At 37.3% G+C, this 15931-nt stretch carries 13 protein-coding genes; 10 read left to right on the plus strand and 3 right to left on the minus strand.

The window, feature by feature from the left end; all coding sequences use genetic code 11:
- The first annotated feature begins 217 nt into the window (after positions 1-217).
- The 6 genes from truA to purF all read left to right on the plus strand — a co-directional run bounded on the left by truA (position 218) and on the right by purF (position 6252).
- On the plus strand, positions 218-1000 hold the full coding sequence (gene truA / locus H4J52_RS02155) for a tRNA pseudouridine(38-40) synthase TruA (RefSeq protein WP_182178061.1): 783 nt from the start codon (positions 218-220) through the stop codon (positions 998-1000).
- 212 nt (positions 1001-1212) lie between these two features.
- Positions 1213-2073, plus strand: a complete 861-nt coding sequence (gene accD, locus H4J52_RS02160; RefSeq protein WP_182178059.1) for an acetyl-CoA carboxylase, carboxyltransferase subunit beta — start codon at positions 1213-1215, stop codon at positions 2071-2073.
- A gap of 7 nt (positions 2074-2080) precedes the next feature.
- Positions 2081-3382, plus strand: coding sequence for a bifunctional tetrahydrofolate synthase/dihydrofolate synthase (gene folC, locus H4J52_RS02165; RefSeq protein WP_182178057.1), 1302 nt, complete (start codon positions 2081-2083; stop codon positions 3380-3382).
- 29 nt (positions 3383-3411) lie between these two features.
- Positions 3412-4041 (plus strand): SPOR domain-containing protein, encoded by a 630-nt coding sequence (locus tag H4J52_RS02170; RefSeq protein WP_182224152.1) that lies wholly within the window; start codon positions 3412-3414, stop codon positions 4039-4041.
- A 97-nt stretch (positions 4042-4138) separates the two neighbouring features.
- Entirely contained in the window at positions 4139-4621 is a 483-nt protein-coding gene (locus H4J52_RS02175; protein ID WP_182178053.1) for a CvpA family protein, read from the plus strand.
- Between the two features lie 113 nt (positions 4622-4734).
- Entirely contained in the window at positions 4735-6252 is a 1518-nt protein-coding gene (purF, locus tag H4J52_RS02180) for an amidophosphoribosyltransferase (RefSeq protein ID WP_182178051.1), read from the plus strand.
- 142 nt (positions 6253-6394) lie between these two features.
- On the opposite strand, the gene H4J52_RS02185 is transcribed toward purF, so the two are convergent.
- Positions 6395-6994, minus strand: a complete 600-nt coding sequence (locus H4J52_RS02185) for a Yip1 family protein (RefSeq protein ID WP_182178049.1) — start codon at positions 6992-6994, stop codon at positions 6395-6397.
- 267 nt (positions 6995-7261) lie between these two features.
- Entirely contained in the window at positions 7262-7540 is a 279-nt protein-coding gene (locus H4J52_RS02190) for a hypothetical protein (protein ID WP_404851968.1), read from the minus strand.
- 423 nt (positions 7541-7963) lie between these two features.
- Between H4J52_RS02190 and H4J52_RS02195 the strand changes: the two genes are divergently transcribed.
- Complete coding sequence (locus H4J52_RS02195; RefSeq protein ID WP_404851839.1) at positions 7964-10381, plus strand: alpha/beta hydrolase family protein; 2418 nt, start codon at positions 7964-7966, stop codon at positions 10379-10381.
- 206 nt (positions 10382-10587) lie between these two features.
- Here H4J52_RS02195 and H4J52_RS02200 read toward each other — a convergent pair whose 3' ends face one another.
- Entirely contained in the window at positions 10588-11820 is a 1233-nt protein-coding gene (locus tag H4J52_RS02200) for a hydroxymethylglutaryl-CoA reductase (RefSeq protein WP_182224154.1), read from the minus strand.
- A gap of 337 nt (positions 11821-12157) precedes the next feature.
- Here H4J52_RS02200 and H4J52_RS02205 point away from each other — a divergent pair, with 337 nt between their 5' ends.
- The 3 genes from H4J52_RS02205 (at position 12158) to H4J52_RS02215 (ending at position 15859) form a co-directional block, all read left to right on the plus strand.
- Positions 12158-12955: an alpha/beta fold hydrolase gene (locus H4J52_RS02205; RefSeq protein ID WP_182178041.1), complete on the plus strand. Its 798-nt coding sequence runs from the start codon at positions 12158-12160 to the stop codon at positions 12953-12955.
- Between the two features lie 330 nt (positions 12956-13285).
- On the plus strand, positions 13286-13615 hold the full coding sequence (locus H4J52_RS02210; RefSeq protein WP_182178039.1) for a VF530 family DNA-binding protein: 330 nt from the start codon (positions 13286-13288) through the stop codon (positions 13613-13615).
- A gap of 285 nt (positions 13616-13900) precedes the next feature.
- Positions 13901-15859 carry a methyl-accepting chemotaxis protein gene (locus H4J52_RS02215; protein ID WP_182224155.1) on the plus strand — a complete coding sequence of 653 codons (1959 nt, stop codon included), beginning with the start codon at positions 13901-13903 and terminating at the stop codon, positions 15857-15859.
- Positions 15860-15931: the final 72 nt, after the last annotated feature.

Consider the following 15931-nt stretch of genomic DNA (forward strand, 5'->3'; position numbering starts at 1 on the left):
GAGGTTAAAGCGCGGCTTCAATCGATTCAGAATGATTTGATACGGCGTTCAATAAATCAAATACAGAGCAACGATGTTTACTTCATTCTCTTTAAATAATCGTGTTTAATGGCAATTAAAATCCTAAACGTTGATAGCTAGAGGCTATTATGTAAAACCTCATTGGCATAAACCTTAAAATATTGGATAATGTGCGCATTATAATTGGGAGTTATTGATGCGTTACGCTTTAGGTATTGAATACGATGGAAGTCGTTATCACGGTTGGCAACGACAAAAAAATGCGGTCAGTGTTCAACAAAATGTAGAAAAAGCCTTATCAAAAATTGCTGATGAAAACATTGAAGTTATTTGTGCCGGTAGGACCGACACAGGTGTTAGTGCAACCAACCAAGTTATTCACTTTGAAACAGATAAAGTGCGTAAAGATGTTGCTTGGACACTTGGCGTTAATACTAATTTACCCAGTGACATTGCTGTTTCGTGGGTGAAGCAAGTTGATGAAAGTTTTCATGCTCGATTTAGCGCAACAGCACGTCGTTATCGCTATGTTATTAATAACAATCGTTTAAGGTCTGCGATTTTAAGTCAGGGAATAACGTCCTGTCATTATCCACTCGATGAAAAATTAATGCATCAGGCGGCTCAGTCTTTACTGGGTAAGCATGATTTTACTTCTTTTCGGACGGTTCATTGTCAGTCACACTCTCCGGTTCGAACACTGATTCACTGTAATGTTTCTCGCCAAGGCGACTTTGTTATTATTGATGTAAAAGGCAATGCTTTTTTACACCATATGGTGAGAAATATCGCGGGTAGTTTAATGCGTGTAGGTCAACAATTAGAAGCAGTAGCGTGGCTGGGTGAAGTACTCGAAGCTAAAAATCGTTGCGTAGCTGGTATGATGGCATCCGCTGCGGGTTTATATTTTGTTGGTGTCGACTACCCACAAGAGTTTAATATCCCAAAACCTCCGCTGGGGCCACTATTTTTACTTTAAGATAAATATTGGCAGAATGAGCAATTACAAACTGTTAATTCCAACAAAACAGACCAGTTTTTTGTATTCACAGTAGGGCTAAATGTGCTTTAATTGTCGGTTATAGTTAGAGTAATTCAAAAATTAACAATTTGCTGATAGGTTGAAACCAATAGCGGCAAATTTTTTTATGTTCCTAAGAACATATTAGGTAAAGAAGGCAAAAATAAATTATGAGCTGGATCGAAAGAATTCTCCCAAAAGCGAAGACAACACAAAAGCGCAATATCCCTGAGGGTGTTTGGAGCAAGTGCTCTTCTTGTAATGCGGTGCTTTATAAAGCTGAACTTGATAGATTATTATCAGTTTGTCCAAAATGTGATCACCACATGCGTATTTCTGCACGTAAGCGAATCGATTGCTTTTTAGATAAAGATAACCGTGCTGAATTAGGTGAAGAGTTTGAAGCACAAGATATCTTGAAGTTCAAAGATTCAAAACGCTATAAAGACCGTTTAAGTGCGGCGCAAAAAAGTACCGGTGAAAAAGATGCACTTGTTGTTATGAGAGGCGAACTCAACGGTATGCCAATTGTTGCTGCGGCTTTTGAATTTTCATTTTTAGGCGGATCAATGGCCTCGGTTGTGGGAGCTAGGTTTGTTAAAGGGGTTGAATACTGCCTTGAGCATAATGTCCCACTTGTTTGTTTTTCTGCCAGTGGCGGCGCGCGGATGCAAGAAGCACTATTTTCATTAATGCAAATGGCAAAAACGAGTGCCGCACTAGCAAAAATGAGTGAAAAAGGTTTACCTTACGTTTCGGTATTAACTGACCCAACGATGGGCGGTGTATCAGCTAGTTTAGCGATGCTAGGTGATGTTAACGTCGCAGAGCCTAAAGCCTTAATTGGTTTTGCTGGCCCACGTGTTATTGAACAAACCGTACGTGAAAAACTACCTGAAGGTTTTCAACGCAGTGAGTTTTTAAAAGAGAAGGGTGCTATTGATATTATTGTTGATCGACGTGATATGCGAAATACACTGTCTCGACTGTTAGCTAAATTCATGGGGCATCCAAGCCTTAACGTTTCATAAATATATTATGCAAAAAAACAATAAAAGCCATTCTGCTAGAAAGTCTCTAGCTCAATGGCTTTCTTATTTAGAAACTATTCATTTAACTGAAATTGACTTGGGTCTGACACGTATTTCGCATGTCGCCAAGCGATTAAATATCGATTTCAGTTTTGCTCAAGTGATCACGGTTGCAGGTACTAATGGTAAAGGTACAACATGTGCTTTTATTGAAAATGCTTTGCTCGCTCATGATAAAACGGTTGCGGTGTATTCTTCACCACATATTGAAAATTTTAATGAACGTTTACGTATTAATAATATCGATATAGACGACCAATCATTGATCTCTGCATTTGAGCTAATAGAAGAACAGCGTGACGATATTTCACTGACTTACTATGAATATACAACCTTAGCTGCATTTATTGTATTAATGGCAATAAAGCCAGCCTTCATTATTCTTGAAGTTGGTTTAGGTGGACGCCTAGATGCTACAAATTTAATTGATGCTGATATTGCCGTGATCACCACAATAGATTTAGACCACCAAGCTTATTTAGGGGACAACCGTGAAAGCATTGGCTTTGAAAAAGCGGGTATTATGCGAGCTAATCAAAAAGTCGTAATAGGTGATACTCAATGTCCTAAATCTGTGCTTACACACGCCAAAAACATCAACGCGCTTGTAAGTCTGCGCGAGCATGACTTTTCTATTAAAATGCTACCATCAGTGGCTAACAAGCCCTTTTGCGCTTTGTGGTGCTGGAAATTTGGTGAACTGCGAGTTAATAAGTTAGCTAAACCCTTTATACCTCAAGACAACGTAGCGACAGCATTAACAGCTTTGGCACTACTAAAAGATTTCTCGTTTGTTTTTAATACTGAAAATATCAATGCTTTAATCCAAACAACAAAAGTTGCTGGACGTACAGAACTTTTCACGAGCAAAGGTTTAAACAGTCGTGTTTTGCTGGATGTTGGCCATAACCCACAAGCAGCGCGTTATTTAGTTGAATACTTGAAATCACAACAGTACAACAAACTCTATGCCGTTACTGGTATGCTAAAAGACAAAGATATTGCCAATACCTTTCGACCATTATCAGCCCTTGTTGATCATTGGTATTTAGGTGGATTATCAATGCCTCGTGGCGCTAGCGCAAAAGAGTTAGCCGAAAAACTGTCATTAAATGAAGATTCAGCTAATTGTTTTGACAATATTACTCAGGCATTTAGAATGGCTAACAAAAATTCAACAGCAACAGATCTTATTTTAGTGTTTGGATCATTTTATACCGTTGCTGAAGTCAGACGTTTACTGCTGTAGTTTTATTAACTTCAGCCGGGGAGTTTCATTTGTCTACACCTTTTCAAAATCGCTTAGTTGGCACTATTATCGTGGCTGCAATTGCTATTATTATTTTGCCAGATTTACTTGACGGCAATAAAAAGACTTATCAAGATGAGTTTGAAAAAATTCCACCTCCACCTCATGTTGAATTTGACAAGAATACGCGGATTTTTCCTCAAGATAAAATTGTAAAAATAAAAGATGAAGCATTGAGTGATGAACTTGCGCTAGATGATGAATTACCGACTGCGGAACAACCGATAAAATATGCGGTTCAAACTGAGGGTAAAGACAGTGATGCTCAGCGTTTAAATAATTCAACGGTGAGTGCAGAAAAAGAACTAACCGAGAAAATACCAGAAAAAACCTTGCCGGAAAAGTCAGTATTAAAACAAGCATGGGTGGTGCAATTAGGGAGTTTTCGACATAAAAAAAATGTTGCTAAGTTATTGCTCAAGCTTAAAGACAACGGTTACACCGCTTTTACTAAACCGATAAATACAAAAAATGGTGCATTAATCAAAGTCTTTATTGGCCCCGAACTTATTAAAAGCTCACTAATGGAAAAAATTACTCCATTGGAAAATCTCACTGGAGTTCAAGGTAAAGTTGCTCGCTTCTACCCAACAAAATAATTCACTGTAAAAATAAAAGATTGGCACAATAAGGCGTATTCCTGTTAGAATGCGCGCCTGATTATACTGGTAAGTATTCATTGGTAGCGTTTAATTTATGGTTTGGATAGACTATGCCATCTTGGCAGTTGTAGGCATTTCAACATTAATTAGCTTAGTGCGCGGCTTTGTTAAAGAAGCAGTTTCGCTAGTTATCTGGATCAGTGCCTTTTTTATTGCCAGTAATTTTTATGTAAACCTCTCCAGTTTATTGACTAATATTTCCGATCAAACGCTTCGTAATGCTGCTGCGATTGCTATTCTCTTTATCACTACGTTAATTCTCGGTGCACTTGTTAATTATTTAATTGGTCAACTCGTCAGTAAAACGGGTTTATCTGGTACCGATCGTATACTAGGTCTTGTTTTTGGTGCATTACGTGGCGTATTAATTATTAGTGCTGTGCTATTCTTTATGGATGCCTTTACACCTGCATCATCAACCACGTGGTGGACAAGTTCTCAACTGATCCCCGAGTTTACACTCATTGTAGAATGGTTTTTTGAATACCTAAAAAATTCATCAAGCTTTTTGAAATAATTTTATTCCAGTGCCATTAATACGGGGCTGATACTAATTAGTATAATTTTTATTTACTTAGCGTTTATTTTCTTTAAAACGCTTTTAAACTTAGTTCTGTGGAGAGTAAGCTCATGTGTGGTATTGTTGGCATTGTTGGGAAAACATCGGTTGGTCAGGCATTATATGACGGATTAACTGTACTGCAACATCGTGGTCAAGACGCTGCTGGTATTGTGACTATTCATAACAATACCTTCAGACTACGCAAAGGTAATGGTTTGGTAAAAGACGTATTTCACACACGTCATATGTTGCGATTACAAGGTAACATGGGTATTGGTCATATTAGATACCCAACCGCAGGCACCTCAAGTTCTTCAGAAGCTCAACCTTTTTATGCCAATGCCCCTTTTGGGATTTCTCTCGCACATAATGGTAATTTAACCAATGCGATAGAATTAAAAGAGTGGTTGTTTAATGTTGCACGTCGTCATGTTAATACGACGTCTGATTCTGAGTTATTACTGAATATTCTTGGTCATGAATTACAACTGACTGAAAATTTAAAATTAACACCTGATGATATTTTTAAAGCGATCAGTAATGTGCACAAGCGAATTCGTGGCGCTTATGCAACGGTTGCCTTAATTATAGGTCATGGCATGGTTGTATTTCGTGACCCAAATGGAATTCGTCCTTTAGTATTTGGTAAGCGTGTAACTGCTACAGGCACTGAATATATGGTGGCTTCTGAGTCGGTAGCACTTGATGCCAACGACTTTGAATTTGTGCGAGATGTTGCCCCTGGTGAAGCAATTTATTTCACTGAAGATGGACAAATACACAGTCAACAATGTGCAGAAAACCCAGCTTACAACCCTTGTATTTTTGAATACGTTTATTTTGCTCGTCCTGACTCAGCTATTGATAAAATTTCTGTATATGGTTCTCGTGTTGAAATGGGCAAAAAATTGGGTGATAAAATAGCTAAAGAATGGGAAGACATAGATATTGATGTTGTTATCCCCATCCCTGAAACATCATGTGATACTGCGCTAGAAATTGCTCGTCATCTTGGTATTCCGTATCGCCAAGGTTTTGTGAAAAATAGGTATATTGGGCGTACTTTTATTATGCCTGGTCAAGAGCAGCGTAAAAAATCAGTACGTCGTAAACTTAATGCTATAACAACTGAATTTGCTGGCAAGAACGTTTTGTTGGTTGATGACTCTATTGTACGTGGCACCACTTCTGGACAAATCATTGAAATGGCTCGCTCTGCCGGTGCTAAGAATGTTTATTTCGCTTCAGCAGCCCCGGAAATTCGTTTTCCTAATGTCTATGGTATTGATATGCCAAGTGCCAATGAATTGATTGCTCACGGACGTGAAGTCGACGATATTTGCCAGTTAATTGGTGCAGATAAACTTATCTATCAAACATTGGAAGATTTGGTGAGTGCTGTAGGCAGTGTAAACCCTGAAATTAAACAGTTCGAAACATCAGTGTTCGATGGTCAGTATATTACTAAAGACATTAACCAAGGCTATTTAGAACGATTAGACGCTTTGAGAAACAATGATAATAAAGAAGATTCAGATAAAAATGCTGATTCAATTATTGATATGCACAACGAAGGTGCCGAATAGCGAGTTAATAACAGTAGCTAGTGATTTATCGTATTAAAAAAAAGCCCGTTTAGCTTCACGCCAAACGGGCTTTTTATTATAAAAAGAACTTATGCCGCATACTATTAGTGATTAACAATGTCGTTCTGATAACGCTAAAACGTTACGATACATATTCGGAGCCAAAACCCATACCTAACATAATGGCGCTAAATGCCATTAAAGAAACAAGTAGTACTAGACCACAGGTAACCACGGAACTTGAATAAATAAACCCTTTCTCTTCAGGAATATTCATCATGATGGGAACGCCTGAATAAAGTAAATAAACAGAGTAACAAAGTGCGCCTAGCCCTGCTAAAGCAACAAACCATAAAACAGGAAATAATGCGGTTACACCAACCATTAATAATGGTGTTGCGGTATAAGCAGCTAACTCTAAAGATTGCGTAAAATCAGGTTTAGCGTCAAATGTTTTTGCCATCCACTGAATTAAAAAAGCTAAACCAATAACGCCAAAAACTAAGCCTAAATACATTGCTACTGACATTGACATTGCACTCGATTGAGTGAGCTTTATTGGGTCACCTACGCCTATTGTCCACCCAATATGAGCGGCTGCGAAATAACTACAAATGGCCGGTATTAACGCAATGGTAAGAATATGAACCATGCTATACATTAAGCTTTCATGACGTTTTTCAATTGTGTGCCATTCTTTCTTAGGGTCAGTGTACAATCCCCATATATGATTTAATATCATAATAAAATCCTCTCGCTGTCCCCAAAATTACATTTATTATTTTTTAGTTTTTATTAATAAATGTCTGTATCGATCAATAACTTTATTATTGATAGCTTATTTATGTAAGATGGCGGCGCTTTCGTCAAGAGATGAATACTAATTAGGCTAAATTAAGTGCAAATAACTTATTTTTATATCGAAAATAACTAATAGTTATATGCTGATATATTATTTTGTTATTTAAGAATAAAGTCATATGGATAATTATATTGAAAAGGCTTAAAACTATGCGACTTTTATTCTAACAATATTCATGATCTCTATGTCAAAACCAGCAATCGTTTCAGTACCCGCGTAATAGGTCATATTTACTTGTTGCTTAGCGAGAGATTTATAAACTTTTTTGCGCTTATATTTAAATGGTGCATTACAGCCCTTTATCATCACTGTATTAACAAACCACTTATCTTGTTCTCTTTGTACATGAGAAATTACCGTAACATTTTCACTGTGTACAAGCTTTTCATGCGTTTTAAGTAAATCTTTTACCGTTTTCTTTTTCATCATTATTCCCAGCATTAACTATGACTAATTGTTTAACGAACTCTTACACGTTTAATGTCTTAATAAACGCTGTGCCATTAACATGCATATGTATTTTTTGAAGGGAAATTATTCTAAACCTTATTTGGTTATTTCGCAAAATACCACCACCTGCTAAATAGACTTAACCCGTATAAACGTAAACAATTAAACTTTAGTTATCAAATCTCGTGTTAATAATGACATATTGAATCTTCCTAATGGAATTATTTCACCGGTAGATAACTCAACTGAGTAAAGGCTACCACGATGCTTTAAGCGTTTTTTGATAATGTCCTGATGCTTGAATATAAATAACTTGGACAATATTTCCCCTCGCTTTTCCCCAAAAAGCGAAATAGGGTATGATATTAACAATTATAATTTTAAACTAAGAAAAGGGATATCTCATTGAAACGTTTACTACTTATTTTACTCACTGTAGCTTTTAGCCAAAATGCTATTGCAGACAACGACTTTAAAATACCACCCAAACAACTTGCAGATTTAGTTGACGCGCCAAGGCAACCAAGTGTGCGTATTTCGGCAGATAAACAATGGGTGGCTATATTAGCTCGTCCTGGAGCTAAATCGATTGAGGAACTTGCTCAGCCCGAAGAAAAACTTGCAGGATTAAGAATTAATGCCAGTATTTTTGCCCCAAGTCGGTCAAGTGGCTATACAAGTATTACCCTTAAAAAAGTAGATGGCGATGAACAAGTTGCGATTAAGGAGTTGCCTGCAGGTAAAATTATGAGTGTGAACTTTTCACCTAACTCTCAATATTTAGCCTTTATCGTAGAAAACAAACAAGGATTAACCTTGTGGAAATATAACCTCAAAACTAAAAAAACTAAGCAAGTGAGTAAGCACGCAATTAATGCTTCACTTGGTGGGACTCAATATCGTTGGAAACGCGATTCTACAGGGTTCTATACCCGATTAACGATTGCTAAAGCAAGCGATAAACCTCAAGCGTCTAAAGCAAAGATTCAGCCAGTGATCCAAACAACTTCAGGAATAAAAGCAGCGGTAAGAACATACTCAAACTTATTAAAAACGCCTTATGATGAAGCTCTTTTTGAGTTTTTAACGCGTTCTCAATTAGCTGAAATTAGCTTGGCGGGTAGAATAAATAAGCTTGGAAAAACAGCCATGGTTAAAGATTTCACCCTTTCACCTGATGGTCAGTATTTATTAGTCTCGCAAGTTAAAAAGCCTTTTTCTTATCTTGTACCAGCAAGACGATTTCCAGAGGAAACACAAGTTTGGTCGGTTGAAGGTAAATTAGTGACTCAAGTTGCCGATTTGGCTTCAGGAGAAAATATACCCAAAGGATTTGACTCTGTTCGAGAAGGTCGCCGTAATATCAATTGGCGAAGTGATGTAGCTGCGACTTTAGTTTGGGCAGAAGCCCAAGATGGCGGTAGCATGAAAACAGACATTGAGCATCATGACTATGTATACACCTGGACAGCTCCTTTTAAAAATGATCCTAAACTATTCCAAAAAATAGAACGTCGTTTTGATGATATAACCTGGGGTAATAAAAACTTTGCTATGATAAGTGATTGGCGCTTTAGTGATCGTCAAATAAGACAGTGGAAATTTAATCCGAGTCAAACTAATGTAAAAAAAATACTCTTTCAAGAGCGTTCTTATAACGACCGTTATAATGATCCCGGTCGTTTCATCAAAGAAAGAAACCAATTTGGCATAAATGTTATTAAAACGTTAGATAACAATAATAGCGTTTATTTGACCGGCACAGGTGCCTCTGCAGAAGGCAATATTCCTTTTTTAAATCAATATGATTTTAGTGCTAAAAAGAAAATAAACGTGTGGAAATCTACAGCACCTTATTATGAGCGTATTGTTTTAGTACTTAATGAACAAGCCACTAAAGTAATGACGCTGCGAGAATCGACTACTGAACAGCCAAACTTTTTTGTCCGTGACTTAAGTAAAAATACCTTAATTCAATTTACTGATTTTCCACACCCAACACCTGCTTTTGTCGGAGTGAGTAAAGAAAAGCTGAAATATAAACGTAAAGATGGCGTTGAGTTGAGTGGCACACTTTATTTACCCGCGGATTATGATAAAAGCCAAGGGCCATTACCTACCTTAATTTGGGCTTATCCAAGAGAATACAAAGATAAAAAAGTTGCAGGACAAGTATCTGATTCGCCTTATGAATTCGTGCGTGTTAGCTATTGGGGGCCTATGCCACATTTAGCGCAAGGTTTTGCCGTGTTCTCTGGTGCTAAAATGCCAATTGTTGGCTTTGACGGCACTTTACCTAATGACACATTCCGTGAACAGCTAGTTTCAAGTGCTCAAGCGGCTGTTGATGTTTTGGTTGCAAAAGGAGTTACTGATAAGGATCGTATCGCTATCGCAGGTCATTCTTATGGCGCATTTATGGTCGCTAATTTACTGGCTCATAGTGACTTATTTAAAGCGGGTATTGCTCGAAGTGGTGCTTATAACCGTACCTTAACCCCCTTTGGTTTTCAAGGTGAAGAACGTAGCTTCTGGGAAGGTCAATCAACTTATGCTTCTATGTCACCCTTTTTTCATGCAGAAAAAATAAATGAACCTATGTTGATGATCCATGGTAAAGAAGATCCAAATTCAGGCACATTTCCGATGCAATCTGAACGAATGTTTGCCGCTCTTAAAGGCCTTGGTGGCAATGCTCGTTTAGTCATGTTACCCCACGAACAGCATGGTTATAGAGCCAGAGAGTCATTGTTACATATGTTATGGGAACAACATCAATGGTTAGATAAATATGTGAAAAATCCGACGACTAAATAGCGGTTTGATTAAGCCATGTAAAACGACTACTCAATTTATATGGCTTATTATACAAACTCAGTTGACCCTATATTTTCGCTCCATTTTTAATCGTTTTAAAAACAGATCAAAATAAACACAAAAAAGCCATTAATCTAAAAGATTAACGGCTTTTAATTGGCCGCATGAATTGGCAAAAAGCATTATTAATCGTTAGGTGATAAACGTTACCTATCTCTGGCTAAGCTTTTATGTGCCGATGTGAAATCGCCAGCAGCCAATGAGCCAATAATTGATATTTCTCCTGCCAGCGCGGCAGCGGCACAAATTTCTGAAAATGCCCTTGCCTGATTTTCTTTTGGTAAATTCATCATTTCTAAACAAGATTTTTGGCTAGGGAGCTTAGTTCCTCCACCAACGGTACCAACAATTAAGTTGGGTAACGTTGCAGCACAATATAAAGCGCCATCGTTACGTATTTCAAAGCGAGTGATACCTACAGCGGCTTCTGCAACGCAAGCCGCATCTTGCCCACAGGCAATAAACATAGCAGCAAGACTATTAGCGTAATGCCCTTGTACGCCCATTGTGCCACTCATAACACCGCCTAAAGCTGACATACGCCAGCAATCAACCATACGTTGTGGTGTTGTATGTAAAAAACGTTTCACCAACTTCTCTGGTATTTTTACTTCCACAGAAACTTTTTTGCCCCTAACACTGGTATAAGATTGCGCAGATGATTTTTTATCACCAGAGCAGTTTGCTTCGACAAACCAGTACTCAGGTTGTACAGGGCTATTCGCGATAATATATTCACAAATGGCTTGTGTAGCTATAGTCACCATATTTTGACCTGCTGCATCACCAGTGGTGTAGTCACAGAGTAAATAGAGGTGATTCCCTTCTGTGGCAATGCGAATATCAATTAGTTGGCAATAATTACTGGTCTGTTTAGCCGTTTCACTTAGTTTGTTTTTATTGAGTAAAACCCAATGAGAAAAAGTCGCTAAGTTAGCGATAGTATTAAATGCAAAGCCAGGAGAACGAGTGACCCCCTCGGAAATTAAGATGGCGGAGCAGCCACCGGCTTTAGAAATAAGTACTGAGCCCCTATGATAACTGGCGACTAGCGCCGCTTCAGTGGTTGCCATCGGTAATAGAAAATCACCCTGAGCATAAGTTCCGCGAACTCGAATAGGTCCAGCAATACCAACGGGGACTTTCACTGTGCCAATACAGTTTTCAATATTAGACGCATACTCACTTAAGTCTTCACCTGCATATAAACTTGAAACATGCGCGGTAATTTTAGTATCAACTTTAGTCAAGTGCTGCCAGCGTTTATTAATAGCCGTCACGGTACAATCACTACCATTAGGAAACCGAACATAGGGACTGGTGTGGTCGGGAGACAAATCATTGAAAAAATTATCATTTTTGTTTACGTCTGTAATCATCTGTTAACCAGTAGTAAATTTAAAAGAAGGGTGTTAAGTGTTGATTTTATGATGACGTTACAGCGAAATAATCAACGGCCAATTCTATCTTTTCCTTAAGGGGCTTAGCAAGTCATTATAGGTAAGTTAGCAAAAGGTTATTAATGTTAAGGTTAAATAATATACAAGGTTAAATAAAGGTCAATATTGATATGAAATCGCATTGATAATAATCAAAATTTTCTATTAACCTTGTAAAAGAGTGGTGTTAGAGAACTTATAAGGAGATTTTCTTTTAAATTAGTTATACTGAATATTTTAAGCTTGTACAACTCAGTGTAATAGGGCGCTTGCGGCAATGAGCAAATCAATTCTTTTTCATACTATTTATCCACATAAAACCAGCAAAGTATGGGTTGTTTTTGTCCATGGTGCTGGTGGTAGTTCGGCAATCTGGTTTCGTCAGATCAGGGATTATCAAAAAGAGTATAATGTGCTTTTACTTGATCTTCGTGGTCACGGGAAGTCCAGTCACTTGGTACAAACCTTTGTTGACAGTAATTATTCTTTTAATAAAGTTTCTGAAGATATTATCGATGTCTTAGATCACAATAATATTACGTGTGCTCATTTTGTTGGCATTTCACTGGGTACTATTATCATTCGAAATATAGCCGAACTTGCACCTGAGTACGTATCAAGTATGGTTTTAGGTGGTGCTATTACTCGTTTTAATGCGCGTAGTAATATCTTGGTTTATTTGGGTAATACTTTTAAACATTGCCTGCCATACATGTGGCTGTATCGTTTATTTGCTTTTATTATGATGCCAAAAAAACGTCATAAAGAATCTCGACATTTATTTGTACGCGAAGCTAAGCGCCTGTGCCAAAAGGAATTTATTCGTTGGTTTAAGCTAGCAATGGATGTAAATCCTTTAATGCGATACTTCAAAGAAAAAGAGATAGATATACCTATTCTTTATATTATGGGCAAGGAAGATCATATGTTTCTGGGACCGGTAATAGAAATGGTAAAGCAACATAAAAATAGCTTATTACATACGATTCAACAATGTGGTCATGTCTGCAATGTGGAGAACCCTGAACTTTTTAATCAACACTCTTTAGCGTTTATTGCTCAGCAAGACAGCTAGTGGACTTTTATTATCTTTATTACATCACATAATGATAATTCCAGAACGCTAGTATGAGGGCTTACAGCTAAATAGGAATAAATTAACTGAAGCTTTTACGTCAAAAATGATAAGGAAATTATAACAAACGTCACAAATTATCAGAAAATAAAGACAAGTAAGTGCGCTTAGCGGAAATTAGTAACTTATAAAGCCTAACGTCACTTCAATTTCATTTGGGCCATTAGCTTTTCCATAATTTTCTTGGCGCACGGTTACCTGAGTTAAACGCATAATTCTGTCAATATTTAGGAAACTTTTTACAATGCTATTTTTGATTTTAGGTAGACTATGAATAAAAGTAATGACCCACTACACGGCGTGAAACTTGAACAGATTCTAACCGAACTGGAGAAGAAAATTGGTTGGGATAAGATGGGTGAGTTACTTAATATTCGTTGTTTTACCAATAAACCGCGTCTTAAATCAAGTTTGAAATTTCTGCGTACAACCCCTTGGGCACGCAGTAGAGTTGAAATTTTATACCTAAAAACATTTTGCAGTAAACATAAAGAAACTGGGAAATTAATTAGGGGGATACTCGCCCAAAATACAGTAGTAGCAGGAATAACTTCCACCAAGCCCGCTCCCTTTGTTTGGCCAACATTGAAGAATAAATAGACTTAAGTCACATTGTAGACATTAGTATTAATGGGGTAAATTTAATTCGTATGAGTTTATTCGTCGCTAACGCCGTTTAAACGGCGAATACTTGTTGGCTAAAAGGTGAAACGAAGTGAACCCAGTTAACAGTTATGAGTCCGACTTGAAAACTGAAGTGGTCAAGTAAGGTTGGCCACGGTTTTTGAGTTTAGCCAGTACTTTCACTCTGACTTATTTTGGCTTGGTCTCAGCGTCATTCTCAGTTATATTATGACTACATTTACGATTATTTAATGACTTTTTATGAATATTCGCTCTAAACTAACGTTGAGCTTTGCCGCCACGGTTATTTTGCCTATTATTGCGATTGCGATTGTCAGCATATCAATGACGATTTCTAAATCTTCAACAAGCTTTGTTGAACGCACTCAGGATGAGTTAAGACAAGTAGATAACGGCTTTCAACTTTTCTTTCAACAAATCAAAGCTAACGTAAAATTTTTAGCTCAAAATAAATTAACGACTCAACTTCCTGATGACACTCATACTTATCTTCGCTCTGATCATATGATGGCGCCAAAAAATGACTCTGTCGAAGAATTAGATTTATATAAGCTGTATGAAGATTTTGGTTCATCACACCCTGATTTACTTTATGTATACATAGGTACCAAAGAAGGTGGCTTTGTTCAATATCCCTTAGAAGAGCTTGGAGGTTACGATCCAAGACAACGTCCTTGGTATAAACAGGCACTAGCTTCTCCCAATGCGCCAATTATTACTGAAGCATATCAAGATGTCATAGGAAAACCTGTAGTCACTTCTGCGTTAGTGGTTAAAAATGAGCAAGGCGATATTATAGGCGTACAAGGTCTAGATGTTACCCTTTCAACATTAACGGATATATTGAGTAATACAAAACTAGGTAAAAGCGGCTATCTCATTCTTATTGATGAGTCAGGAACCGTGCTAGCTGATGCCAAAACACCAGAAAACAATTTCAAAAATATTAAAGATCTTTCATCATCATTATTTTCTATATTACAAAAAAGTCCAAATCAACATCATTTTTCTACAGAACATTTAGGTGAAGATGTTGATGTTGCCAGCTATTATTCAAAAGAATTAAAGTGGCGTTTTGTTGGCGTTATCCATAGCGATGAAATTTTAGCGCCTGCATATAGTATGAGTCAGACCATTACCGTAATAGCCTTTATTATGGTTACATTATTTATAGCCATGGGATTTTGGTTAGCCAACCGTATTGTTCAACCCATTAACCGTGTGGCTGAAGGTTTGCGTGATATTGCACAAGGTGATGGAAATTTAACTAAGCGACTAGAGATTATTGGTCAAGATGAAGTCAGTGAACTGGCTCAATGGTTTAATCAATTCTTAGACTCTATTCATCAGCTTGTTGTTGATATTAAAACCTGTGCTTCAACATTAAATGTGGTGGCTAATGAATCAGGTATACAAATCGCTGATGTAAAAGCAGTAAGCCATAAACAAGAAAAATCAATAGATAATGTGAATAGTCTTATCACAACAATGACAGATATCGCACATCAAACATCAAACGACTGTCAAGAAAGTTCAACGACTATTATGAAAACTGAAGAGTACTCAAAAAAGGGAATTTCGTTAATTTCTATTACGGTAAGTGAAGTGAGTTCGTTAAATCAATCGCTAAGTGAATCATCTCAATCGATGAAGTCACTTGAACTGGAAAGTGAGAATATTACTAAAATATTAGATGTTATCAGGAGTATTGCTGAACAAACTAATCTGTTAGCACTTAATGCGGCTATTGAAGCGGCAAGAGCGGGTGAACAAGGGAGAGGTTTTGCTGTGGTCGCAGATGAAGTGAGAACATTAGCGCAACGCTCGCGAGGCGCTACTGAAGAAATTGATGTTGTATTGATGAACTTGCTGGATAAAACACGTGTTGTTTCTCAACAAATGGGTGTGAATGTCGAACTATCGAAACAGACTATCCAAAAAATTGAACAAGCGAATCAATCATTTAACGAAATTAGTTCTTTGGTTGGACAAATGAAGGAAAATATCTCACGTATTACTCAAGCCGCAGATCAACAGCGTAGCTCATCTGACTTGATCAATGACGATATTAGTGGCATTAATCAATCGGCAAAAGGTATTGTTAATACTGCTGATACATTAGCCGATGGGTCGAATGACTTGCTTGTTTTATCCAAAGATTTAACAAATTTAGTCGGTCGCTTTAAAGTCAGTAATTAACACGTAATATTAGTATTAATTAACGAACCAGTTTATTTTCACTATTTATACAACCCTGTAACAGATTTTGTT

Source organism: Colwellia sp. MB02u-14 (genome assembly GCF_014076915.1).
Lineage (GTDB): Bacteria > Pseudomonadota > Gammaproteobacteria > Enterobacterales > Alteromonadaceae > Colwellia_A.